The sequence below is a fragment of the Pseudomonas sp. efr-133-TYG-5 genome, assembly GCF_030209175.1.
Lineage (GTDB): Bacteria > Pseudomonadota > Gammaproteobacteria > Pseudomonadales > Pseudomonadaceae > Aquipseudomonas.
In genome coordinates, this window is sequence record NZ_JARVSM010000001.1 from 843559 (window position 1) to 867517 (window position 23959).

At 63.3% G+C, this 23959-nt stretch carries 25 protein-coding genes and 1 tRNA gene; 8 read left to right on the forward strand and 18 right to left on the reverse strand.

All coding sequences use genetic code 11. From position 1 onward, the window contains the following. Entirely contained in the window at positions 1 to 609 is a 609-nt protein-coding gene (gene leuD, locus QRN70_RS03695) for a 3-isopropylmalate dehydratase small subunit (RefSeq protein ID WP_285415859.1), read from the forward strand. Between the two features lie 48 nt (positions 610 to 657). Here leuD and QRN70_RS03700 read toward each other — a convergent pair whose 3' ends face one another. Then, positions 658 to 1575 carry a LysR substrate-binding domain-containing protein gene (locus QRN70_RS03700; protein ID WP_285415860.1) on the reverse strand — a complete coding sequence of 306 codons (918 nt, stop codon included), beginning with the start codon at positions 1573 to 1575 and terminating at the stop codon, positions 658 to 660. Between the two features lie 130 nt (positions 1576 to 1705). Between QRN70_RS03700 and QRN70_RS03705 the strand changes: the two genes are divergently transcribed. The 3 genes from QRN70_RS03705 (at position 1706) to QRN70_RS03715 (ending at position 4752) form a co-directional block, all read left to right on the forward strand. Further along, on the forward strand, positions 1706 to 3043 hold the full coding sequence (locus QRN70_RS03705; protein WP_285415861.1) for a 2-hydroxycarboxylate transporter family protein: 1338 nt from the start codon (positions 1706 to 1708) through the stop codon (positions 3041 to 3043). A gap of 92 nt (positions 3044 to 3135) precedes the next feature. Then, positions 3136 to 3666, forward strand: a complete 531-nt coding sequence (locus QRN70_RS03710; protein WP_285415862.1) for a cupin — start codon at positions 3136 to 3138, stop codon at positions 3664 to 3666. 96 nt (positions 3667 to 3762) lie between these two features. Further along, a complete protein-coding gene (locus QRN70_RS03715; RefSeq protein WP_502941505.1) occupies positions 3763 to 4752 on the forward strand; it encodes an AraC family transcriptional regulator in 990 nt (329 codons plus the stop codon). Positions 4753 to 4785: 33 nt separating this feature from the next. On the opposite strand, the gene QRN70_RS03720 is transcribed toward QRN70_RS03715, so the two are convergent. Next, complete coding sequence (locus QRN70_RS03720) at positions 4786 to 6705, reverse strand: tyrosine-protein phosphatase (protein ID WP_285415863.1); 1920 nt, start codon at positions 6703 to 6705, stop codon at positions 4786 to 4788. Positions 6706 to 6925: 220 nt separating this feature from the next. Here QRN70_RS03720 and QRN70_RS03725 point away from each other — a divergent pair, with 220 nt between their 5' ends. Continuing rightward, entirely contained in the window at positions 6926 to 7150 is a 225-nt protein-coding gene (locus tag QRN70_RS03725; protein ID WP_285415864.1) for a hypothetical protein, read from the forward strand. 14 nt (positions 7151 to 7164) lie between these two features. Here QRN70_RS03725 and QRN70_RS03730 read toward each other — a convergent pair whose 3' ends face one another. Further along, complete coding sequence (locus QRN70_RS03730; RefSeq protein ID WP_285415865.1) at positions 7165 to 7524, reverse strand: lysozyme inhibitor LprI family protein; 360 nt, start codon at positions 7522 to 7524, stop codon at positions 7165 to 7167. A gap of 243 nt (positions 7525 to 7767) precedes the next feature. On the opposite strand from QRN70_RS03730, the gene QRN70_RS03735 reads away from it, so the two are divergent. After that, positions 7768 to 7842: transfer RNA gene (locus QRN70_RS03735), tRNA-Gln, on the forward strand. A 74-nt stretch (positions 7843 to 7916) separates the two neighbouring features. Here QRN70_RS03735 and QRN70_RS03740 read toward each other — a convergent pair. From QRN70_RS03740 to QRN70_RS03750, 3 genes are all read right to left on the reverse strand, one after another. Beyond that, positions 7917 to 8318, reverse strand: coding sequence for a DUF1801 domain-containing protein (locus tag QRN70_RS03740; RefSeq protein WP_285418004.1), 402 nt, complete (start codon positions 8316 to 8318; stop codon positions 7917 to 7919). Positions 8319 to 8501: 183 nt separating this feature from the next. Continuing rightward, entirely contained in the window at positions 8502 to 8843 is a 342-nt protein-coding gene (locus QRN70_RS03745; protein WP_285415866.1) for a YajG family lipoprotein, read from the reverse strand. A gap of 85 nt (positions 8844 to 8928) precedes the next feature. Beyond that, a complete protein-coding gene (locus tag QRN70_RS03750; RefSeq protein WP_285415867.1) occupies positions 8929 to 9573 on the reverse strand; it encodes an ATPase in 645 nt (214 codons plus the stop codon). A 165-nt stretch (positions 9574 to 9738) separates the two neighbouring features. Here QRN70_RS03750 and QRN70_RS03755 point away from each other — a divergent pair, with 165 nt between their 5' ends. Together QRN70_RS03755 and QRN70_RS03760 are read left to right on the forward strand one after the other, a co-directional pair. Continuing rightward, complete coding sequence (locus QRN70_RS03755; RefSeq protein WP_285415868.1) at positions 9739 to 9972, forward strand: hypothetical protein; 234 nt, start codon at positions 9739 to 9741, stop codon at positions 9970 to 9972. Between the two features lie 137 nt (positions 9973 to 10109). Further along, positions 10110 to 10571, forward strand: coding sequence for a DUF3574 domain-containing protein (locus tag QRN70_RS03760; protein ID WP_285415869.1), 462 nt, complete (start codon positions 10110 to 10112; stop codon positions 10569 to 10571). On the opposite strand, the gene QRN70_RS03765 is transcribed toward QRN70_RS03760, so the two are convergent. From QRN70_RS03765 to QRN70_RS03820, 12 genes are all read right to left on the reverse strand, one after another. After that, positions 10568 to 11932 (reverse strand): APC family permease, encoded by a 1365-nt coding sequence (locus tag QRN70_RS03765; protein WP_285415870.1) that lies wholly within the window; start codon positions 11930 to 11932, stop codon positions 10568 to 10570. The two genes, QRN70_RS03760 and QRN70_RS03765, sit on opposite strands and share 4 nt — an antisense overlap. Before the next feature lie 41 nt (positions 11933 to 11973). Next, positions 11974 to 14361 (reverse strand): TonB-dependent receptor plug domain-containing protein, encoded by a 2388-nt coding sequence (locus tag QRN70_RS03770; protein ID WP_285415871.1) that lies wholly within the window; start codon positions 14359 to 14361, stop codon positions 11974 to 11976. Between the two features lie 393 nt (positions 14362 to 14754). After that, positions 14755 to 15420, reverse strand: a complete 666-nt coding sequence (locus tag QRN70_RS03775; RefSeq protein ID WP_285415872.1) for a sulfite oxidase-like oxidoreductase — start codon at positions 15418 to 15420, stop codon at positions 14755 to 14757. 71 nt (positions 15421 to 15491) lie between these two features. Next, positions 15492 to 16547 carry a substrate-binding domain-containing protein gene (locus QRN70_RS03780; RefSeq protein WP_285415873.1) on the reverse strand — a complete coding sequence of 352 codons (1056 nt, stop codon included), beginning with the start codon at positions 16545 to 16547 and terminating at the stop codon, positions 15492 to 15494. A 30-nt stretch (positions 16548 to 16577) separates the two neighbouring features. Continuing rightward, positions 16578 to 17603: an ABC transporter permease gene (locus QRN70_RS03785; protein WP_285415874.1), complete on the reverse strand. Its 1026-nt coding sequence runs from the start codon at positions 17601 to 17603 to the stop codon at positions 16578 to 16580. Beyond that, positions 17596 to 19146, reverse strand: coding sequence for a sugar ABC transporter ATP-binding protein (locus QRN70_RS03790; RefSeq protein ID WP_285415875.1), 1551 nt, complete (start codon positions 19144 to 19146; stop codon positions 17596 to 17598). Before QRN70_RS03790 ends, QRN70_RS03785 begins: the two co-directional genes overlap by 8 nt. Before the next feature lie 8 nt (positions 19147 to 19154). Next, a complete protein-coding gene (locus tag QRN70_RS03795) occupies positions 19155 to 19826 on the reverse strand; it encodes a methionine ABC transporter permease (RefSeq protein WP_350224496.1) in 672 nt (223 codons plus the stop codon). Then, positions 19823 to 20623 (reverse strand): methionine ABC transporter ATP-binding protein, encoded by an 801-nt coding sequence (locus tag QRN70_RS03800; protein WP_285415876.1) that lies wholly within the window; start codon positions 20621 to 20623, stop codon positions 19823 to 19825. Before QRN70_RS03800 ends, QRN70_RS03795 begins: the two co-directional genes overlap by 4 nt. Continuing rightward, the gene (locus QRN70_RS03805) at positions 20620 to 21429 is read right to left on the reverse strand and encodes a MetQ/NlpA family ABC transporter substrate-binding protein (RefSeq protein WP_285415877.1); all 810 of its coding nucleotides are present in this window, start codon (positions 21427 to 21429) and stop codon (positions 20620 to 20622) included. The genes QRN70_RS03800 and QRN70_RS03805 overlap by 4 nt, the downstream gene beginning before the upstream one ends. Before the next feature lie 27 nt (positions 21430 to 21456). Further along, positions 21457 to 22509, reverse strand: a complete 1053-nt coding sequence (locus tag QRN70_RS03810; RefSeq protein ID WP_285415878.1) for an isopenicillin N synthase family dioxygenase — start codon at positions 22507 to 22509, stop codon at positions 21457 to 21459. A 270-nt stretch (positions 22510 to 22779) separates the two neighbouring features. After that, entirely contained in the window at positions 22780 to 23172 is a 393-nt protein-coding gene (locus tag QRN70_RS03815) for a hypothetical protein (RefSeq protein ID WP_285415879.1), read from the reverse strand. A 348-nt stretch (positions 23173 to 23520) separates the two neighbouring features. After that, on the reverse strand, positions 23521 to 23919 hold the full coding sequence (locus tag QRN70_RS03820) for a GFA family protein (protein ID WP_285415880.1): 399 nt from the start codon (positions 23917 to 23919) through the stop codon (positions 23521 to 23523). Between the last annotated feature and the right edge of the window lie 40 nt (positions 23920 to 23959).

The window sequence follows — 23959 nt, forward strand, 5'->3', positions numbered from 1 at the left end:
ATGCAACCGTTCGATATTGTCAGCGGCAGCGCCGCGCCGTTCCTCGCGTCCAACATCGACACTGACGTGATCATGCCCAAGCAGTTCCTCAAGGGCATCGATCGCCAGGGGCTGGATCGCGGCGTGTTCTTCGATTCGCGCTTTCTGGCCTCGGGTGCGCCGAATCCGGATTTCGTCCTCAACCGGGCGCCGTGGGATGCCGCGACTTTTCTGGTCACCGGACCGAATTTCGGTTGCGGCTCCAGCCGCGAGCACGCGGTGTGGGGGTTGAAGCAGGTCGGCATCCGCGCCCTGATCGGCACCACGTTCGCCGGGATTTTCTACGACAACTGCCAGCGTAACGGCGTGTTGGCGATTCAACTGGGCGAAGCCGAGTTCAAACGCCTGGCCGCGGTCATCAGCGTCGCCGCGACGGCGCAGATCAGCATCGACCTACCGCAGCAAAGCATTGCACTGGCGGATGGTTCGCAGATTGCCTTCGATATCGATCAGTTACGCAAGCAGTCGTTGCTGCTCGGGCTCGACGCCATCGGCACCACGCTGCAACGCGCCGAGCAGATTCGTGCTTTCGAGGCGCGGCACCTGGCAGAAAATCCCTGGTTGAGCTGACGCAATCCGCCTGGCGGTTGCGCGCGACAGCGCGTGCAACCGCCGCATTCACGCCAGCGACAGATGGCGAAAATAGTCTTCGAGAAACTCCACGCACACGCGCAATTTTGCCGACTCGCTGAGCCGCGTCGGGTAGACCGCCCAGACGTTGGCGCTCTGCGTGTAATCCGCCAGCACCTGTACCAGTCGCCCCTGTTCCAGCAACGGCTTGACGTCCCACATCGAGCGCAGCAGGATGCCGCCGCCACTCAAGGCCCACTCCAATACGATTTCGCCGCTGTTGGAGGACAACGGGCCACTGACCCGCACCGACTCCGCCTGCCCGTCCCGTGTCAGTTCCCAGATACCGAAAGCGTTGTTGCGCTCCTTGAGCACCAGGCAATCGTGGTCTTTCAGGTCAGCCAGCGTGTGCGGCGTGCCGCGGCGCTCGAGGTAGTCCGGTGCCGCGCACAGCACGCGCCGATTGCTCACCAGTTTGCGCCCGATGTGCTGGCCCGGCAGGTCGTCGCCGACAAGGATTTCCAGATCGAAACCCTCACCGACCAGATCGACCACGCGGTCGAACACGTCCAGGCGGATATCCAGTTTCGGATTGGCCTGCGACAGTCGGCTGATCGCTGGCGCCACATGATTGCGGCCGAAACCGAAGCTGCTGCAGATGTGCAGTGAACCGCTGGGCTGGTGCCGCGCCTGGGCAATTTCACCGAGAAACTGATCGAAGTCGCCCAGCAGCTTTTCCGCCCAGCCACGCACCCGCTCGCCATCGTCGGTCAGGGCGATCCGCCGGGTGGTGCGATGCAGCAGGCGCGTAGCCAGCGTGGTTTCCAGCACCGAGATGCGTTTGCTGACGTACGCCGGCGAATACCCCAGCTCCTCGGCAGCGCTGGCGAAGCTGTTTTTGCGGATGACCGTGAGGAAAACCTTGAGGTCTTCGGGCAAGGGCAATTGGTCACGATTTGTGTTCATGGGCCGCATACTTCCACTGTTTATCACGCAATTTGCGAAGGATACCATCGATTCACCGAGCCGCCATCCGGCCGGGTTCACCGTGGTTTTCCTGAATCCTCGATAAAAACAAACATGAGGAAATAGCGTCATGAACGAAACCCTTGAGCAACCCCTGAGTGTGGCCGGCCACCGCCCTGCGAGCTGGCTGCAACGTATGCGCCATTACCCCATCGGGGTGATCCCGCTGCCGATCTTTGTCGGCATCGCCGTGATTGTGTTTCTGTCGGCGCACCTCGGCTTTTTGCCGAAAAACATGATCGGCGGCCTGGCCGTAATCATGACCATGGGGGTGTTTTTCGGGCAGATGGGCTCGCGCCTGCCGATCCTCAGGGAGATCGGCGGCGGCGCCATTCTCTGTCTGATGCTGCCGTCGGTGCTGGTGTTCTATGGCTTCTTCGGCGCGCCCACCCTCGACGCGACAAAGATGTTGATGAAGGAAGCCAATTTCCTCTACTTCGTCATTGCCAGCCTGGTGGTCGGCAGCATTCTGGGCATGAGTCGTTTCATTCTGGTCCAGGGCATGCTGCGCATGTTCATGCCGCTGCTCGCCGGCACCCTGGCCGCTGTCGCCAGTGGCCTGATCGTCGGCAAGCTCGCCGGCTACAGCGCTTATCACACGTTCTTCTTCATCATCGTGCCGATCATTGGCGGCGGCATTGGCGAAGGAATTCTGCCGTTGTCGCTGGCCTACTCGGCGATCCTCGGTGGCACGCCGGATCTCTACGTCGCGCAACTGGTGCCGGCGGCCGTGGTCGGCAACATCGCCGCGATCATCTGCGCCGGTTACCTGGCACGCCTGGCGCTCAAGCGTCCGGCGATCAATGGCGAAGGCGCGCTGATTCGGGCCAGGGCCGAGAACGACCGGTTCAAGGTCAACGAGCACGCCGACAGCGGCATCGACCTGCGCGTGATGGGGGCTGGCGTACTGGTGATCTGCACATTCTTCGTCCTCGGCGGCCTGCTGGAAAAACTCGTCGGCATCCCGGGGCCGGTGATGATGATTGTCGCGGCGGTGCTGTTCAAATACATCCGGGTCCTGCCCGAGCCTCTGGAAAAAGGCGCGCAGTCGTTCTACAAACTGGTGTCGGCGGCGTTCATCTGGCCGGTGATGATCGGTCTGGGCATGCTCTACGTGCCACTCGACAGCGTGGTGAAAGTGTTCTCCGTCGGTTACGTGCTGGTGTGCATCAGCGTGGTGGTGTCGATGACCGTTGCCGGGTTCTTCATCGGCAACCTGATGAAGATGTTCCCCATCGAATCGGCCATCGTCACCTGCTGCCACAGCGGCCTGGGCGGCACTGGCGACGTGGCGATCCTGTCGGCCGCCAACCGCATGGCGCTGATGCCGTTCGCGCAGATCTCGACGCGAATCGGCGGCGCCTCGACGGTGATCCTCGCCACGTTGTTGCTGGGCTTCGTTGCCTGAACGCTCAGCGGTCTGGCGAACTGTCGAAGGCTCGGCGCTGTCCCTGGTTTACCACCGCTGTGCCAGCCGTAGCCCAACAAGGAGCGCCCTCGATGAACACCTCGCCAACCGTGCACACCCTGCTGCTGCAACGCAACGGCTGGGTGCCGAACAATCCACGCCTGCCCGTGCTGATCTATCCCGCAGCCGTTGCCATCGTCGGCGACGATCCGGCAGCGCTGTTCGAAGCGACCTTCCGCGCCCACGGCTGGCCACCGCAGTGGCGCGACGGGGTCTACGCCTATCACCACTACCATACCGAAGGTCACGAAGTGCTCGGCATCGCCGCCGGCCACGCCCGGCTGATGCTCGGCGGCCCGCACGGGCATGAGCTTGAAGTCCGCGCCGGCGATGTGTTGCTGCTGCCGGCCGGCATCGGCCATTGCAACCTGGCGGCGAGCGCCGACTTCCTGGTCGTCGGCGCCTACCCGCCGGGGCAACGTGCCGATATTCGTCGCCAGGCGCCGACGCCGGCGCAACAGAAGACGATTGAGGCCTTGCCGTTTCCCGATCGGGACCCGGTGCAAGGCGCCATGGGGGCGCTGCAACAGCACTGGGCCGAGCATGGCGAGGCGGCGCGATAACCGCGAACTGACGCGCGGTCACGATTCTGTCATTCGCCGCTGCTAACGTTCCGGCGCTTCCTCGACCGCCGCCCTCTCGCCAAGGTGAACCCCAAGGTGTCCTCAAGCACGACGCGACAGCACATCATCCTCAGATCCAACGACATGAACTGCGACGACTTCGGCGCGCTGTTCAGCAGCATGTTCGGCAATCGCTACGGCGATTCTCCCCCGCCACCGAAGAACATCATCATCGGCGGCGTCTACGGTCGCCATGAAGGCGTGAGTTTCCGTCGCATGCACTATCGCGGCGATTTCACCGTGCAATTTCCGGCACCGTTCGACGAGGTCACCTTCGTCATCCCCACGGCCGGCAAGATCATCTTCGACCACGGCCCGGAATCGGTGGGCGTCAACCAGATCGGGCTGGCCATCGACAAGGCCGAGTTGCGCTCGATGCGCTTTATCGACAACCACGCCCAGCACGGCTTGTCGATCAGCCGGCGGATTCTCACCGAACGGCTGTCGACACTGCTCGACCAACCGATCGTGCAGAAGCTGCAATTCCAGCCACAGGTGGACCTCGACAGCGCGGTGTTTCAGGGCATCAAGGCTTTGATCGACCTGGCCACCGGCACCGAGTTCGACCTGTTGATGAGCACCGGCACGCTGCTGCCATCGCGTTTGCGCGAAATGCTGGTGGACGCCGTGCTGGAAGCCTGGCCGCACAATTACACGCAAAGGCTGCAGCGTCCGCAGCCACTGATTGCGCCACGGCATGTGAAACAGGTCATCGACTACCTCCATGAGCATCCGCAGGTGCTGGTCAGCGGCAGCGATCTGGCGCAATTGAGCAACGTCAGCCTGCGCGCGCTGCAGGAGGGCTTTCGGCGTTTCAAGGGCACATCGATCGTCGCCTACCAGCGCCAGGTGCGCCTGGAGCGCGCCTATGCGGTGCTGAGCCAGGACGCCGCGCCTTCGGTGACGGAGGTAGCGTTGCAGTTCGGCTTCAGCAACGTCGGGCGGTTTTGCCAGTACTTCCAGAGTGCCTATGGCGTCAGCCCGGCGGACGTGCGCAACGGCTGCCGGGCGCGCAGCCGCGGGTAAGCGGGTCGCCGCTGAGCAGCGACCCGGGTGGCGTCAGAACAGGTAGCTGGCCTTGAGGCCGCCACTGAAACCGTGGCTGTCACCGCCGCCCATTGCGCCGACTTCCGCGCCCACGCTCAGGGCACCGAGGCTGGCCATGACATTGACCGCGCCGCTGAACTGGTCACGGTTGTCGAATGCCGCGCGTTGCTCGATGTCCAGGCCCAGCAGGTGCCCTTCGCTGTCGACCTGATGCTCGCCGAGCACATGCTCATAGCCGACGCGCGCGCCCGGCACCAGTTGCCAGGCGCCCAGCGGCACCGGAGCAAACGCGGCGTTGAGATTGGCCACGGCGCTGCGTCGGGTCTGCTGGATACTGTCGACGTCGAGCGCCAGTTCACTGCCCTTCTCCTGGAAGCCGGCCAGGTCCAGGCGACTGACGCGTACGCCGAGGCTCGGCTCAAGGATCACGCCACTGACCGGCACACGGTAACCGAGGGCCAGGCTGGCACCGGCGAGATTGCCGTGGCTATCGCCCTTGGCCGTGCCCAGGCCACCGCCGAGTTCGCGCTTGCTGGCGTAGTCGAGGTAACCGGCGCTGGCAGCGGCCTCGAGAAACAGGCCGCGCTCCAGGCCATCGGGGGCAAACCGTGTGCCCACCGTGAAGAAGGTCAGGTCGGTATCCGCCTCGCCTCCCGCGCCGCCGACACTGCCACGGCTGTAACCGAAACCGGCGTGGGCGCTGAGCTGCTCGGAAAAACGCTGGGTCAAACCGACCATCAGGCCCTGGCTGTGTTCGTTGCTGCTGGCGGCCTGCGAAGAACCGTCCGTGCCGAGATACCCCGCCAACGCGGTGGTCCACAGACGATACTGGCCGACCTTCAGCTCGGTACCGCTGGCGTAGGGCGCGGCGGCCTGTGCGATCAGATTGTCCTGGCGCAGCAGATAACTGGCCGCATCGGCGTGTACCTGACCGCCGACCGTGGACTCGACGCCGCCGAGGCTGCCGGCATCAATCGCCGATTGCAGATAGTAGTTGTAGGCGCTGTAGGTGCCGGACAGGTTGCTGTTCTGTAACTGCTGCAACAGCTGCGCGCCGGCCGCGGCGTTGCCGATCAACCCGGCCTGGCCCGGCAGACTGTTGTACTCGACCATTTTGCCGCGCAGTACATAAATGGTCGCCTGCGACAGGCCCAGCCCCTGTTTCAAGTAGTTGTCCATGCTGCCGTATTGCGCGGTGACCTGATCCAGACCGGCCTGCAGGTAACTGGCCTCCACCCCGAGCAGCGGCGCGTAGATCGCCGCCATGCTCGGCGGCAACGCCTTGAGGGTCGCCGCCACGCGCGCGGCGGTGTAGTCGTTGGTCGCCAGGTAGTTGCTCATGGTGGTCGCGCTGTCGACGCCGGCAATGCTCTGCAACACGGCGGCGGTCCAGCCGGTGCGGTCCTTGCCGGCGGTGCAGTGGAACAACGCCGCACCGTCGACCGCGGCCAGCTCGTTGAACAACACGCTGAACTGGCTGCGCATGCCGGCGTCGCTGACGAACGCGCGGTTGGTCTCCTGCATCATGGCGATGGCGTCGGCGGCGCTGCTGAACGAAATGTTGGTGATGTTCGAGCCGGAGGTGGTGCTGCCGATGATGTCGATGTTCTGGTAGGTCGCGCCGCTGATCAGGGTGTCGGGCGTGGCGGCGATTTCACTCGGCGTTCGCAGGTCGTAGATGGCCTTGATGCCGAGACCGTTGAGGGTCGCCAGATCGGCTGCGGTCGGCGTCAGCGCATTGGAGCGGTAGAACACCCCGGCGCGCATGGTGCCATCGTGGGCCGTGGCGTAGGCGGTGGTGGTGCCGGCGATATCGCGGAAGTTGTCGATGCCCGCCAGGCGCGGGGTATCGAGGGCGGTGGAATCGGCAGCCTGGGCGGCGGCGATGGACAGGCTCAGGACGGACAGCGAACACAACAGACGTTGAAACACGGTGCAGCCTCACTAGCAACAGGTTGGGCTGGTCACTATCGACAACGAAAACAGCGCGAATGTTACAAGTTGCGTCGCAGGGCAAATGCCTGCGTGATCGGTCCGGCGCCTGCGCGTTATGGCCGTGGAGCGGATGACCGTCTGCCGCGTCAGCCGGAAAAAACTCGAACTCTGCGCGTCAGCGCTGCCTCCAACGTTTACACCCACGGAGGTCAGCACCATGAACGACGACAGAAAATCGCCCGTCACTTCGAACGCCCCGCCCACCGACACATCCGGCAAACCGGTGAATGTGGTGCAGCGCGATCTCGCAGATCGGGACAACGACACGCAAGGCGTCGATGAAGTCATCACGCCCTCTTCCACCCGCACCAAGGAACAGGACGCCGAGACGCTGCAGCGCAAGGTCGATGAGATTGAGCGCAAGGTCGCCGACGGCAACTGACCGGGCGCCGCAGGTTAAAACGGTCCCTGCGTGACGACGCGGCTATCGATGATGTCTTGCAGTACCTTGATCCGCTGCTGATAGGCAGCGGTCAGGCAACTGACGCTGGCCGCACATTGGCTGCGGGACTTGAGCCAGGCCTGCTGTTGCCCGATCAGCGCATCACGCCCGCCCATGGGCAGGAAGCGTCGGTCGAGTCGGTACAGCAGCGCCATGCTGACGTCGAGGTCATTCAGGGAGCGATTGGCGCAGATGGCTTTTTCGTCCGCCGCGCTGGCGCGCTCGCAATCGAAACTGGCGGCCGGCGCGGCGGCTGTCGCCAGCAGGCAGGAAAGCCCGAGGGCGGCGGCGAGACACAGGCGATTGTGGCGCATGAGATGAATTCCTGAGCGGTTGTCGTCAGGTCTTGGGCAAGCTTTCCAGGTCGAAGTTGCCAACGACCATGACCGTGCAATCGCGGCAAATGCCTGTAAAATCTGAGCCGCAAACCCGTTCGGAAAATAAGTCGCTGTTTTCCATGAAATTTATTCGCTTGAGGGCTTCCCACACGGACGGAATGTTGGTAAATTTCCGCCCGTTCTTGCAGCGGACCCATTCGGATCCGTAGCAATAGCAACAGGGGCGTCGCCAAGCGGTAAGGCAGCAGGTTTTGATCCTGCCATGCGTTGGTTCGAATCCAGCCGCCCCTGCCATTTTCTTCCTCGTTTCATCCCTCCGAAATCTTCCTGATCCCACAGCCTGCACCACGGCATGCGCTGATCGGCTTTCATTTCTTCTTCGAATTACACGCAATTGCTTCGCGCACCAACGCTTTCAGGGCCTTGGCATCGATCGTGTCGCCTTCATGAAAATCAATTGCCCGGCGGGTATTGCCCTCCAGGCTGGCGTTGAACAATCGCGCCGGATCCGCCAGCGCCGCGCCCTTGGCAAAGGTCATTTTCACCGCTGCCTTGTAGGTCTCGCCCGTGCAGATGATGCCGTTGCGCGACCACACCGGCACACCGCGCCACTTCCACTCCTCGATCACCTCGGCATCCGCTTCATGGATGATCGCGCGAATCTGCGCCAGCATCGCGCCGCGCCAGTCGTCGAGCTCGCGGATTCTGGCGTCGATCAGTGCCGCGGCTGTACCGTCAGCACTGGATAATCCCGCACTGCCCTGCTTCATGTTTCCCGCCTCCGCTGCCAGCGTTGCTGCTGCCCCTCCAGCGTAGCCTCGCCGGCGGCGCTCGCCAGCGCAGCCGACCAAGTAAAGCGCCGCCAAAAAAAAGCCCCGCTACCGAAAGGTGCGGGGCTAAACATTGGTTGGTTGCGGCCAACCAAAGGAGCATCTTCAAAAAACGTTCGGGTGTTACAGGCATTCCTGAGCGGCGCGTTCGAAACTCGACGGTACGAAACTGGAGGCCAGCAAATGGCGCTCGTACAAGAACACCTTGCCGCCGCCCTGGGCCTTGTAGGCTTCCAGTACGTTGTCCGCCGCGACTTTGCTCGGCACCACGATGCGGTAGCTGCGCTGGGTCTGCGAAACCGTTGGATGCAGTGCGCTGCCCTGCAGTTTCGGCACGACGCACTCGGCGTATTGCGCAGGGGTCTTGTGGGTCTGCAGGGTCAGCGTCGGGTCATTCGGCGCCGAGGCACAGCCAGTCAGCGTCAACGTGGCAATCGCCATGGCGGGGAAAAACAAAGGGCGCATGGGTGAAATCCTGAAAATAAAGGGTTCGTATCGTGCGGCAACGTCCACCGTCACGGGCGCTGTCGTTGCCATTCTTCGTTGCTGTTCAACCGGCGCTGACCAGCGCCTTCAGCGAATCATCGAACTGGCGCAGCGCGCTCAGTTGCAGATCCCGTTGCCGTTCGATCTGCGCGGCGATTTCCGGCGCAGCCTTGTTGTGCACCCACACCGACGGCATGTGCTTTTCAATCGCGCCTTCGGCCTTGCCGATGTACTGCAGGTTGGCGTCGTAGAAGCGGGCGGCAAAACGAGCTTCGACCTGACTGTTGCGTTGGGTCAGTAACTGATTGTGGGTGTCGAGCATGACCACCACATCCGGATGGGCCTGCAGCAGCTCATCGAGGCTGGCGTAGACCGTCACCGAGAGGAATTGCTGCTCCAGCGAATGGGTCAGCCAGTCAATTGCCAGTTCAGGATCGGAGCTGTTGACGAAGGCCGTGCGGATCCGCGCATCCAGCGCATCCTTGGCGCCGTTGAGTGCCACATCGTGGTAGCGCTCCAGGTACTGCAGGTTGTCCAGAGTGCTCTCGCTGTACAGCACGCCCACGGTTTGCGAACGTTGCAGGCCGGCGCCGCTGGCGGCGATGGGCAGAAAATGGCACGACGCGGTGTCGGCCGCGTAGGCCGGTGCGGTCGCTGCCACCCCGCCCATCAGCAGGGCGACTACAGCCAGTCGGGTCAATGTCTTCATCGCGCAATTCCTTCGGCGGCGTGTTCGATGGAGGCGATTTTCCGCCGATCGCCGCCAAAGCAGAACTTGCGTTTCTTGATGGTCACTATTACTTGAAGCGATAGTTGCCGACGGGGCAGACTGGCCGACATCAATAACAACCGATAACACCCTGAGGATGACGCCGTGCGAACCTTTGACCTGATCCGCGATGCCGTATTGCCCGAGTTCCGCGAGCGTGTGGCGGAATACCTGATCGATTACGAAAGCGTGCTCGGCCTAGGCACCGCCGACGCGCAGACGGTCCAGGCCGTCGCCAATCAGTTGCGCGGCTATCTGCGCGGCCTCAACACCACCCGTGTGCTGGGTATGGCGGATTGGGAAGAACTCGATCGGCGCGTGGTGGATACCTGGCTGTAGGGCGATCCCCGCTGCACAACCAGGGCCGCGCTTATTCCATAAAGCAACCAACCAGCCACTTTTTAATCTTTTATTGCTATTAACCCGGCGTTTTACAATGCGTCCCGCCTGCACTCAACTGCCAAAAGGGATGTTCCATGCAAAAACGCCTGTTACTGGCCGCGCTGTTTCTTGCGGTCGCCGGCTGTGCCAGCCCTCCTGCCGTTTCCGTTCATACCCATGATCCCGCCAGTGCCACCCTGCAAGGCGACGCCACGCGTCCTGCGCAGGCGCAGTGGATCCGCACCGAGCTGTATTTCTCGGTGGGCACGCTGGAAGGCAAGGAAGGTGCCGTCAGCCCCGCGCGCTGGCGCGAATTTCTCGATCAGGAAGTGACGTCGCGGTTTCCCGACGGTTTCACGGTATTCGATGCATACGGCCAGTGGCGTGACCACGGGGCCCGGGAACCGGAGCGCCTGGCGACCAAAGTCATCGTGATCCTGCATGAAAACAGCGCGAAGAACATCGCCAACATCGAAGCGATTCGCCTGGCGTACAAGCGCATAACCGGCGACTTGTCCGTGCTGCGCCTGTCACAACCGGCGCAAGTCTCGTTCTAGTCGCGGCCTTGCTGCAGAGCTTGCCGAGGTGTCGACACCCGGCGGCTCAACCCGGCCAGCAACACGGCCCCGACCAGCAACACAGCGATCCCCACGAATGCACCCCACCCCACCGCCGTCACGCTGGAAACCAGCATGTACAGGCACAGGGAAAAAAACAGCAGCGGCAACCACGGATAAAACGGCACCCTGACCGGCCGTGGCACGTCCGGAAAACGCCGTCGCAGCACGATCAGCGCCAGGCTGCTCAGGCTCAGGAACAGCCAGTACACCGGTGTCAGGTACTCGACCATGGTGTTGAACCCGCTCTGGGTGAAACTGCCGAACAGCACCAGCAACAGCGCCACCGCGCCCTCGGCCAGCAAGGCTTTGCGCGGCACGCCGTGGCGGGCGTCCCATTCGCCGAAGCGTTGCAACTGCGGCACATCCCGCGCCGCTGCGTAGGTCGTACGGGCACCCACCAGCAGCGTCGAATTGATCGTGGCAATGGCGGCGATACCAACCATCAGCACAATCAGGGTGACGCCGGGCGCGCCGAATGCGCGGTTCAACAACTCCACTGCCGGCGCATTGCTCGCCGCCAGGCCAGCAAAACCCAGGCCGCGGACAAAGGCCCAGTTCAGCGCCAGATAAATCACCAGCAGCACGCTCAACGCGCCGAGCATGGCGATGAAGATGCCACGCCGCCCGTCACGCACTTCTGCCGACAACGTAGCCGCATCGCTCCAGCCACCGAAGGCCAGAAAGACGAAAATCATCGCCGCAGAAAAACCGGCGACGCCGCTGTCAGCGGCGGCCGGGACAAGCGCCGGCGCAGGCGCCTCAATGCCCTGCCAGGCCAGCCACACCCCGGCGCTGGCAATGCTCAGAAAGCCCAACGCCAGCAACCCGACCAGCAAGGTCTGGGTCATGAAACCAATGTGCTTGCCGGTCAGGTTGAGCAGCACCAGCGCCGCGATCACTGCGCCGGCAAACAGCCCCGAACCGAGTTGCCCCAGCGGCAGCACCGCGTCCACGTAATCGGCAAACATGAACGCCGACAACGCGATCCAGCCGGTGTGCATCACCGAAAAACGCGACCAGGCAAACAGAAAACCCATGCGCTCGCCATAGGCCGTTCGCAGGAAATGATAGTCGCCGCCCGGATGCGGAAACGCACTGGCCATCTCGGCAAAACACAGGGCCCCGGCCATCGATGCCAGTCCGCCAAGCACCCAGACCGCATAGAAATAGTCCTCACCGACATGCAGCGCCACGGTCGGCGCGGTCTTGAGAATATCGGTGGTGATCACCATGCCCAGCGTGATCAGCAACGCCTGCAGAACCGGCAGGTGGCGCCCGGGACCGTTGGTATGACTCATGAGGGTTCCCGCAAATGTTCCGCCGTCCGTGGCGGACCGGCTCAGAAGCCGTAGGTGGCGCTGGCGTAGTAGTAAGCGCCGTTGGTGCCGATCGGCGAGAGCACGTCGTACGGCAGGTTGCCGCCGTAGTTGATCGCCGAACCGGAGCGCTCCGGGTAGTTGTCGGTAAGGTTGTTGCCACCCAGCGCCACGCTGAATTTCGGGGTGAATTTGTAGGTCACCTCGGCATCCAGTTGCCACACCGCGCCGTAGGTCTGCTCCGGTTGCGAGTCACCGAAGTCGAACACCCGGGTGGTTTCGCCCTGGCGGGTCAAACGGCCGAGCAGCCCCCAATGTTCGCTGGCCCAGTTGGCGGAGACGATGAAGCGGTCCTTCGGCGCGGCGTCGGTCAGGGTGTTGGTTTCCTCGACCCCGACCAGCGCATCGTTGCCGATCCCCAGTGCCGTCAGCTGCGAGGGCGTGCCTTTGGTGCTGGTGACTTTGGTGTGGTTGTAGGTGTACGCGGTGGTCAGCGCCAATTGCCCGTCGTACAACGGCTGGTGGTAGTTGAGTACCAGTTCGGCGCCGTGGGTGCTGGTGTCGGCGGCGTTGGTGAAGAAATTGACGTCATGCACGCCGGCCACGCCGAAGTTGTCATTGATGTAGTTTTCCAGCGCATCGCTGCCGATGCGCTGCGACAGGGTGATGCGGTCCTTGACGTCGATGCGGAACACGTCCAGCGAAGCATCGAAGCGCTCGTTCAACTGAAAGGTCAGCCCGAGGCTGAAGTTCTTCGAGGTTTCCGGATCGAGTTTCTCGGCACCGAGGGCGCGGGCAATGGGGTCGTTGACCGAGAGCACGCGGATGTCGGTCAGCGTGCCGCCATCGCCGAAGTTGCTGGTGGTGTTCTGGAAACCGCTCTGGGCCAGCGACGGCGCCCGGAAGTTGTTCGACAGCGCCCCGCGCAGCGCCCATTGCTCGGTCAATTTGTAGCGACCGCTGAGCTTGCCGGTGAGCTTGCTGCCGGCGTCGTCGTAATGCTCCCAGCGGGTCGCCGCGTCAATGAAGAAGCGCTCGCTGAGATCGCCGGACAACTCGGCGTAGCTGGCGAAGACATTGCGATCCAGGTCCGACTCTTCGCTGGGGCGCAAGCCGTTGGCGCCATCGGCCCCGGAGCCGATGTAAGAGGCCTCGTCACCGGCGTAGGTCAGGTAGTTTTCGTAGCGATATTCGCCACCCAGCGCCAGGACGAAGGAACGCCCGCCCAGTCGCAATTCACGGCTGAAATCGAGGTTGCTGGTGGTCTGGCGCAACTCGTAGTCGCCGGTGTCGAATGTGCTCGGCGAGTCCTCGCCGAGGCTGACATTGAGGGTGCGCCGGGTCGAAGCCTCGAAGCGGTTGCGGCCATGGGTGACGCTGCTGTCGAAATCCCACTCGTCGCCAATCATGCCCTTGAAACCGGCGGTGGCGGAGACATCCTTGTTGTCGCCCAACGACTGCGGCAGGTAGCCATTGGGGTAGAACTGCGGCTGCTCGGACGGGTAGCGATAGAACTCGGCGCCGGTCGTGTGGCGCTGATTGTAGGTGCCGAAGCTGTAGGCCTTGCCGCCGGCCAGCGGCAGTTCGCTGTTGAACCACAGGTTGACGTCCCGCGCCAGGCCGTCGCCCATCACATAGTTGCGCTGCTCGGGGGTGTCGGCAAAACCGTCGAAGCCGGCGCGGTTGGTCGGGTTGCGATTCTTGTACTCGGTGCCGCCGCGAATGAAGCCGCCCTCCTCGCCGAGCCGCGTGCCGATCTTGGCGGTGGTCACATTGTTCTGGCCGTCGGTGGTGGTTCTGCCGATGGCGTCCTGATGGGTGTGAAAGGCGCCATACGAAGTGGACACTTCGCCGCCCTCGGGAGCGTCGTCGAGAATGATGTTGATCACCCCGGCAATCGCATCGGAGCCGTACTGCGCACCGGCGCCGTCGCGCAGCACTTCGATGCGCTTGATCGCACTGATCGGGATCGAGTTGAAATCCACCGGCGCCGTACCGCGACCGATTTTCGACGAGTCGTTGACCACCGCCGAGGTGTGCCGGCGCTTGCCGTTGACCAGCACCAGTACCTGATCCGGGCTCATGCCGCGCAACTGGGCCGCGCGCACGTGGTCGGCGCCACCGGAGTTGGACTGGCGCGGCATGCTGAACGACGGCAGCAGCGTCTGCAGAGCCTGGCCGAGTTCGCCGTCGGCGACGCCGGCGGACTTCAGGTCGGCGGCGGTCAACACATCCACCGGCACCGGCGAATCCAGTACGGTGCGCGCGGTACCGCGGGTGCCAGTGACCAGCACGGTGCCCAGGCGAGTGTCATCGTCAACGCGCGCGGACGTTTCTTCGGCTTGCGCAGGCAATTGCCAGATGGCGCCCAACACGGCGATGGCCAGTAAAGATCGAGAACGGTGATACATGCAACAGCTCCTTTATCGCAGCTGATACCCGGCCGTTACCGACAATAAGGCGTCGGCAATCAATGCTCGGCAATGTCTGCTTTAGTTGTGAATTTCGAATAGACGGCAACGGCTTAAAGTGTGTTTCAAAGTGCCAAGGCACTTGAGCGAAAGACCCCCAAAGTTAGTACAAACTCCCCTTAAGCCCCATGCTAGAGGAGCGCTACACACGTGCAAAAGAACCAATAACGCTTAGGTTATAGCCGACGACTGGCCTGTTGCCTGGGCAACAGCAGTGTTCACCACAGAACAGCTGAAACCAACTAACAGCAACTTTACAGACATACAAATACGCTCCAGACATTAACCTGAAGTTGCTCACTAGTTGCTGTACCAACAAAAGCCGAAAGCGCGTTAATCGAAGGCCTTGTCGCGCCAGGCATCTTGCGCAATATCCAGCGCCTCGCCGCTGAAACGCTGTTCGGCGAACGGATCGGCGTGCAGATGAAAGCCGTTGCGCTCCCAGAACCCCGGTTGTTCCTGATCGACGAATTCGAGCCCGCGCAGCCATTTCGCGCTCTTCCAGAAGTACCGCCCCGCCACCACCAGGCGCAATGGCCAGCCATGCGCGGCGGTCAGCGGCTGGCCGGCGTAATGGGTGGCCAGCAGGCTGTCCGGGTGCAGCAGATCACTGAGGCGCAGATTGGCCTGATAGTCATGATCGGCGTGGGCCATGACGAACGCTGAAGCCGGGCGGATCTCCAGGGCCTGCAGCAGATCCTGCAGATGCACCCCGCGCCACTGCGTGTCGAACTTCGACCAGCGTGTCACGCAATGGATGTCGCATTGCAGCTGGCGTTGCGGCAAGGCTTGCAGGTCGGCGTAACTCAGCTGCAGCGGCTTGTCGAGCGCACCGAACAGGCGCAGCGACCAGCTCGCCAGGTCATATTGCGGCACGGCGCCTTCGTGGAGGATCGGAAAGCGCTCGGTCAACACCTGGCCCGGCGGTAACCGCTGGCCGAACGCGGGGTCGGTTTGCGGCGCTCGGCTCTTGCGCAACCGTCTGGCCTTGTCGTGCATGGTCACTCCCGGGATTTACACAATGGCAAGCGCCACGCTGTCTGTCGGCGGCGTTGTCAGGCGAAAGGTTTTCAGTTGGCCACGGGAATCCACGGCGCCCGTGCGACATTGGCGCTGTCGCCGAATGCCGGCAGTTTCTGCCCCAGGTCGCGGACGTTTTTCACGTCCAGATCGAGCAACTGCTGGCGGGTGATCAGGGTCGGCGGCACCAACACGGTGTGACCCGGGTTTTCCCCGGCGATCAACATCGCCAGGCTGCGCACGCTGATCGCTCCGGCCACCTGCGGATTGACTGCCGCCGTCGCGGCCCAGGCGCTGTCCGGCTCCTTCATGATCTGGATGTCGGCCGTGGAAATGTCGGCGCTGTAGATCTTCACCTGGCGTCCCAGCCCGGCCTCGTCGACGGCGATTTTCGCGCCTTTGGCGAACTCGTCGAACGGCGCGAAGATCACGCTGATCCCGGGATTGGCGCGCAGCACCGCACTGGCCTGATCCGCCACCGAGTTGGCAATCGGCGGATTGAGCGTGCCGAACCGGGCCTTCTCGATGATCCCCGGGTTGCTGGCCTTGACCTGGCTCCAGATCTCGTCGCGGCGCTCCATCGGCGTGAAGCCACTGATGTACACGTAGCCGGCGTCGAAGCGATTGCCGTTGTCCTTGAGCGCCTGCTCCAGCGCCAGGCGCGCCAGGGCGTGGTGATCCTGCTCGACCTGGGTCACTTGCGGGTTGTTCAAGTCGACGTCGAAGGCAACTACTTTGATGCCTTTGGCGATGGCCCGGTCAATCGGCCCCTTGAGGGTTTCCGCCAGGCCCAGTTGCACGATGATGCCGTCGACGCCGAGGTCGGCTGCCTGATCGATCATCTCGCCCTGGCTTGCCGCCTGCTGCCGGGCATCGAACACCCGCAGGTTGGCGCCAAGCGCGGCGCTCTGTTGCTCCACGCCACGCAAATACGCTTCGGGGAAATCCCCGGAAAACAGGTAACCGACCAGGGCGATCTGCACCTGGCCCTTGTCGAACGGCGCCGGGGCACCGGCCAGCGCCTGGGCCTGAGCGCTGACGGCCAGCGCCGAGAGCAAGGCACCCGCGAGGCAATGACGTGCGAACTGCTTGATTGAACCGTGCATAGATCTTCCTTGCAGCAACAATGAACCGGCTCAACGCGCCCGATGCGCGAGGCCGAAGGTGAACATCAGGGCCAGCACCAGCACCAGTCCCTTGACGAAATCCTGCGCGTAGTACGGCGCGTTGAGCATGGTCAGACCGTTGAGCAGCGCGGCCACCAGCAACGCCCCGACCAGCGTGCCGAAGGCGTTCGGCTTCTTCGCCCCGAGCACGGCAAAACCGATCAGCGCAGCCCCCAGCGCATCCAGCACCAGACCGTTGCCGGAGCTGACATCGCCACGCCCCAGGCGCGCCGCCAGCAACAAACCGCCGAGCGAGGCCAGCAGCGCCGACAGCACGTAGGCGAGCAACTTGAAGCGCTGCACCGGCGCACCGGCCAGCCGCGCCGCCTGCTCGTTGCCGCCAATGGCATAGAACAAGCGGCCGATGCGTGTGCGCTCGAGGAACAACCACACCGCCAGCGCGACCACGGCCGTGATCAGCACCGGAATCGGCACGATATCGCCCAGGCGTCCGCGCCCCAGGGCCAGAAACGCCGCACTGAATGCGCCTTGCGCCTCCTCACCGTTGGGCAAGGTCATGCCCACTGCAATCGAACGTCCGCCCGTGGGAATAAGTTGCACACCGATCACCAGGAACATGCTGCCCAGCGTGGCGAGAATGTCCGGCACGCGCATCTTCACGATCAGCCAGCCATTGAGCAGCCCGACCAGCGCGCCACCGGCGAGGCTGATCAACACCGCCGGCACCGCGCCCCAGCCGAGCACCACCATCACGTAACTGGCGATCATCAGGCTCATGGCCGCCACCGCGCCGATCGACAGATCCAGCCCGCCGACGGCCATGGTCAGGGTCACGCCCAGCGCCAGCAGCGCGACAATCGACACCGACTGCAAAATGCTGAACAGATTGCCCACGCGCAGGAACGCCGGCTCCGCCGCGCTGAAAAACACCACGATCAACGCCAGCACCCAGAGCAATCCATATCGGATCAGCGCCTGAACCAGGCGCTCGGACCACGCCGGGGCGACAGACAACAACGAACTCGATTCAGGCACTCGCTCTACTCCTTGGCGTGGCATGCGGGGAAAGGTTGTCCAGCTCGCCGCCGGCCAGCGCGGCCACCAGGCTGGCGCGCTCCAGGCCGGCTCGCGGGTACTCGCCGATCACGGCGTGATCACGCACCAGCAGGATGCGGTCGGCGATCTCCAGGGCTTCGTCGACATCGGCACAAATCACCAGGGTGGCGCGGGCGCCGGCGCTGTCGCGCAGCAATTGGCCAATCTCGCGGCGGGCGCGCACATCAACGCCCTGGAACGGTTCGTCGAGGATCAGCAGCCGCCCTGCCCCGAGCAACCAGCGGCCGAGCACGACTTTCTGCTGGTTGCCGCCGGACAACGCGCTCATCGGCACATCGATGCCGGCCGTCTTGATGCCCAACGCCGCGACCTGCGCCGTGACCGCCGCCGCTTCGGCACGGTTACGGATAAAACCGCCACGGCTGAAGCGCTCGAGAAACGGCAAGGTCAGGGTGCGGCGCAGGGAGAAATCCGGTACCAGCGAGTGGCTGGCGCGGTCCTCGGCAGCGAAGAACACGCCGCGGCGAATCGCCTCTCGAGGCGAGCCCGGCAGCCCTTCGACACCGTCCAGTTGCACGTGGCCGGCCAGCGCCTTGCGCAGGCCGAACAGCACCTCGGCGATCTCGCTTTTGCCGGCACCGAGCAGTCCGCAGAGCACCACCACTTCGCCTTCGTGCAGGTTCAGATCGAACGCTTGCGTGCGCGGCAGGATTTTCAGCCCACGCGCATGCAGCACCTGACGTCCTGCGGCACGCGGTGTGTAGACATGTGCCGCCAGCGCCTGGCCGAGCATCGCCTGCAGCGCCTGGGGCAATTGCCGCGCGCTGAATTCGCCGGCCAGGCGGCCGTCGCGCAGGACAATGGCGCGGTCGGCCACGCGTTGCAGATCGGACAGTCGGTGCGAGATGTAGAGGATCGCCACGCCTCGGCTGCGCAGCGTATCGATCAAGCCGAACAGGCGCTGTGCCTCGGCATCCGACAGGGCCGCCGTCGGCTCGTCGAGAATCAGCAGGCGCGGCTGCAGGGCAAAGGCCCGGGCCAGCACCACCAGTTGCCGCTCGGCCTGGCCCAGGTGCTCAATCGGTTGCTCCAGCGGCAAGACCAGACCCAGCCCGGCCGCGATGCTCGCGGCGCGCTCCAGCAGACGTCTGCGATTGAGCCAGAAGTCCGCGTCGGGCTTGCACAACTCATCGAGCAGGAGGTTTTCCGCCACGCTCAAACCGGGCGCAATGCCCTCGTTGATCTGCTGATGCACCGCGACAATCCCGACCCGGCGCGCCGACAACGGCGAACTGAATTGCCGAGGCTGGCCGTCGATGTAAATCTCGCCGCCGTCGGCGCACTGGCTGCCGGCGAGGATCTTCACCAGCGTCGATTTGCCGGCACCGTTGGCACCGAGCAACGCCACCACTTCGGCGGGATGAATCTGCAGGCTGACGCGATCCAGTGCACGGTTCGAGCCGAAGGTCTTGCTCAGTTCACGCACCTGGATCAGCGGCGCGCGGGCCACGACGACACTCATAAAATTCCTTAACGTCGATGGGCCAGCGCACGCACCAGCCGGTCGCCCAGGCTCTGCACGCCCTGAACGAGGATGACCAGCACCACCACGGTGGCGACCATCACTTGATTGTTGAAGCGTTGATAGCCATAACGGATTGCCAGATCGCCGAGGCCGCCACCGCCGATGACACCGGCCATGGAAGAAAAACCGATCAGCATCACCAGCGTCAGGGTGATCCCGGCCAGCAACGCCGGCAGCGCTTCGGGCAGCAGCACTTTGAAAATCACATGACGCAGATCGCCGCCCATGGCGAGGATGGCTTCGATCCGGCCCTGGTCGACTTCGTCCAGGGCGTTCTCGACGATCCGCGCAAAAAACGGAAACGCGCCAATGGTGATCGGCACCACGGCCGCCGTGCTGCCGAGGGTGGTGCCCACTACCAGGCGCGTCAGCGGAATCAATGCAATCAGCATCACCACAAAGGGCAGTGAGCGCCCCAGATTGACCAGCGCACCCAGCGCGGCATTGAGGCGTGGCATCGGCCACAGTCCGTCGCGACGGCTGACGAACAGCAATACGCCGAGCGGCAAGCCGATCAGCAGCGTGAACAGCCCGGCGAGCAGCACCATGTACAGGGTTTCGCCAGTGGCGTTGAGCAGCAGTTGCAGGATTTCATTCCAGTCGATCGCGCGGTTCATGACTGGGCCGCCCGTACGCCGTATTGCCTGAGGAAACTCAGCCCGGGGATGTCGTGGCCCAGCGGTAGCCCGCAGGTAGGACGCAGGGACATGCCCAGCGGCGATTGCGCATCGGCGAGCAGGCGCGGCACCGGGCCGGCTTCGACCAGACGTCCGTCAGCCATGAACGCCGCGTGATCGCAGATCGACTTGACCACGTCCAGTTCGTGGGTGATCAACACAATGGTCACGCCCAACTGCCGGTTGATGTCGCGCAGCAGTTCCAGGATCGACGCGGTGGTTTGCGGGTCCAGCGCGCTGGTGGCTTCGTCCGACAGCAGATACGCCGGCTCGGCGGCCAGGGCGCGGGCAATGCCGACGCGCTGTTTCTGCCCACCGGACAACTGCGACGGAAAGGCTTGTGCCTTGTCGCTCAAACCGACCAGTTCGAGCAGTTCACGCACCCGCACGTGGCGCCAGGGTTTGCCGACGTTGGCAATCTCCAGCGGCACGGCGATGTTGTCGAACACAGTGCGTGAATGCAGCAGGTTGAAGCCCTGGAAAATCATGCCGATGCGTTGGCGCTGACGGCGCAGGTCGCTGGGCGACAGGGTCAGCAGGTCGACGCCGTCGAGCAGGATTCGCCCGCTGTCGGGGCGTTCGAGCAGATTGAGACAACGCAACAGGGTCGACTTGCCCGCCCCGCTCCGCCCGAGAATGCCGTAGACCGCGCCGTCGGGAATACTCAGCGACACCTGATCCAGCGCAGGCGCGGGCGCCGATGGGTAAGTCTTGCTCAACTGCTCGACGACGATCATGGCTTGGCATCCCCCACCGGGATCACCGAACCCTGGAAGTGATCGCTGATGTACTTCGCCACTTGCGGCGAGGTCAGGTCCTTGGCCAGCTGCGCGATGCGCGGATCGTTCTGCAGTTTCGGCGTGGTCACCAGAATGTTGGCGTATGGATTGTGCTCGGCCTTTTCCAGGCCCAGCGCATCCTTCGCGGGTACCAGTCCGGCTTCCAGTGCGTAGTTGCCGTTGATCACCGCCAGGTCGACATCGTCCAGCGCCCGCGGGATCTGCGGTGATTCGATTTCGAGAATTTTCAGCTGTTTCGGGTTCTCGGCGATGTCCTTGGGCGTGGCCTGATCGGCCGCCGGGTCCTTGAAGCCGGGCTTGAGCCGGATCAGCCCGTTGTCCTGCAACAGGTACAGCGCGCGGCTCAGGTTGGTGACGTTGTTGGGCACCGCGACAGTGCCTTTTTCCGGCACCGCGGCGAAGCTTTTGTGCCGGCGCGAATAGATGCCCAAGGGTTCGATATGCACCGTGGCGGCCACCGCCAGTGGCTGTCCCAGCGCCTGTTCCTGGGACTTGAGGTACGGCAGATGCTGGAAGTAATTGGCGTCGACATCACCATGCACCAGCAGCTCGTTGGAGTTCACGCCGTTGGGAATCTCGATGACCTTGAGCTTGAGTTGCGGATCGATGGTCTGGATGTACGCGAGAATCTGCGCATGGGGCACCGGGTCGGCAGCCACTCGCAACGGTTCCAGTGCCCGGGCCTGGAAAGCGCTCGACAGCGCGCCGAACACAGCCAGGGTCAATGCGGTTTTCTTGAGCATGATGTGCTTCCTTGATCGAGTGGCGGATCAGGCGCCGAGCGCCTGGCGAGTCGGGTTCTGCGGGGTGAGTGCATCGGCGTAGAAGCGCCGGGCGACGTCGGGATGCGAACGCAGGCGGCCCTTGAGGTAGTTCCAGCCCACGTCGCGCAACAGCGGATTGAGCGGATCGCTGGCCGGACCACGCGCTTCGCGCAGCAGCGCGGTCGGCAGCGGATACAGCGGCACCACCGCATCCAGTTGCGCACCGAGGAAGAACGCGATGGACAGGCGCTCGCTGCCCTGCGGTGGCGACTGCACACGGTGCACCGTGGCGCGCAGGTAACCGTTGGTGGCCAGCTCCAGCAATTCGCCGATGTTCACCACCAAAGTGTTCTCCCGTGGCAGCGCATCGATCCAGCGCCCCTCTTCGATCTCCACTTGCAGACCGGCCTGGTCGTCCTGCAGGAGGAAACTGAGGAAGCCGGAATCCTTGTGCGCACCGACGCCCTGCTGGCTCGCCGTGGAGGCCTGGCCGGGGTAGCGCATCAGCTTGATGTGTTCGTTGGGTTTATCGCCGTAGAGGCGGTCGAAAGCACCCGCTGGCAGCGACAACGCTTCGGCGAAGGCGCGCAACAGGCGCAGGGACATGGCGGTCATCGCTCGCTGCCAGTCGAGCAACAGCGGCTTGAGTTGCGGCAGTGCCTGCGGCCATTGGTTGGGCCCTTGCAGGCGCGCCCACAAGGGGCTGTCCGCCTGCAACGGCAGCGGCTCGCGCTCGGCGCCGAGGTCGAACTGCTCGCGCTGGTCGGGTTGGCCACGGGTGATTTCGGAAGCGGCGCGGTTGTAACCTCGGAAATGCGCCGAGTTGATCATGCTGACCGCGACTTTCTCGCTGTCCGGCAAGGCAAAGAACTGCCGGGCGTGATCCTGCACCTGTTGCAACAGACCGGCATCGATGCCGTGCCCGCTCAGGTAGAAAAAGCCGACGTCACGCGCGGCGTGGCGCAGATCCTCGAGGAACGCCTGGCGTTGTGCCGCCGAGCCGTCCAGCCAGGAAAGGTCCAGGGTCGGTAAGGTGCTGATGTCCAAGGTGTGCGGCATGATTCACTCCCGTGTGAATCAAACCTGAAGAACCCTGTGATCGATTCAGCGCGTGCCGTCATGGCAATCGGGAGGTCTATCGGTTTGATGCTTTGATTCGTCGATGAGCCAAAACTAAACGATATATAAAACCGCGAACAAATATCTTTTTTGCATTAGCTTAGCGCTGTAAGGCTGGCGCTCATGGCGTCCGCCGCCGGGTTGCCGCGCAAAAAAAACGCTCGCAGTTACGCGAGCGTTTTTCCCATTGCACAAACCGCTAGGCGACTATTACAGCCCGACGGACTTCAGTCCTTGGCGCATGCCTTCATCCGCCTGCTGGCACCATTGCTTGAGGCCCAGCGACGAGGTTTGCTCGAGGTTCAGGTAGTCGCCGTTCTGCAGCGCTTCGCCCTTGCGGCCATGCGCTTCGCTCTTGTCACCGTCACTCTGGTCCATGCCGCCAGGTATCCCGGCCACGTATGCCACCATCTTCTTGGCGTTTTCTGCGCTATCGGCCTTGAGAAAGCCCTTGTCGATGCAGTGATTGATCAGTCCGGACATGTTGCGGCCCATGTCGTACATCTGCTTTTTCATGACAGCAGGATCCGGATCATCGGCGTGAGCCAGATTGACGGTGCCGAGGGCGGCGGTGAGTGCGAGGAGTACGGCGGTGGGTTTCATGTTTAATCCTTTAAAGGGCCGCTGGAGGTGGCGGGTGCCGTCTGCGTAATCAAAAGCCGTGCCAGCCATCAAATCGCCACAACCGGGCAAGGCCTGCGCCTGCAAACGCGGTTTTTCAGGGCGCCCGGACGCGTGCATCGGCACACCAGTGCGCAAGAAGTTGCGCACTGGTGTGCAACTTCTTGCGCACTTGGCCACAGGCCTTGTTTTACTTGAGGAGTAAGGGTTTCAACGAGCAAAGATGCACAGCCAGTGCGCAAAAAGTTGCGCACTGCTCACCAGGCCGAACCCTGACGCTCAACCACCCGGCGCGTTGCACCGCGAAGGGCGACATTGTCGACCACGCAGCTACTGTCGCTGCGGTTGCCAGTGCGCATACCTGGGCAGCCCTTCGCCCTCCAGCCACGCCACATCGTGCTCGGTCCAGATGTGGTATTCCGGGCGCGCGGCGGGATCCTCGTCCAGCGTCGCCACTCGCACGATCATTGCCGGGGCGCCGTCGCGCTCGGCAGCGAGGTGCGACCCGCAGCGACAACAGAAGTGTCGGCGCTTGCCCGGTGACGACTCGAAAGCGCTCAAGGCATCCAGGCCTCGGGTCCAGCGAAAATGCGCTTTCAGCACACCCGCCGTGGCGACATACGCGGCCGCGTGAGTCTTGCGACAGGTCGCGCAATGACAATGACTGATGGGCATATCAATGCTGTCGATCTCGTACCCGACAGCCCCGCAAGCACAGCTTCCTTTCATGGGTGCCTCTGCTGGTGACCTGAAAAATGATGGCGTGGCT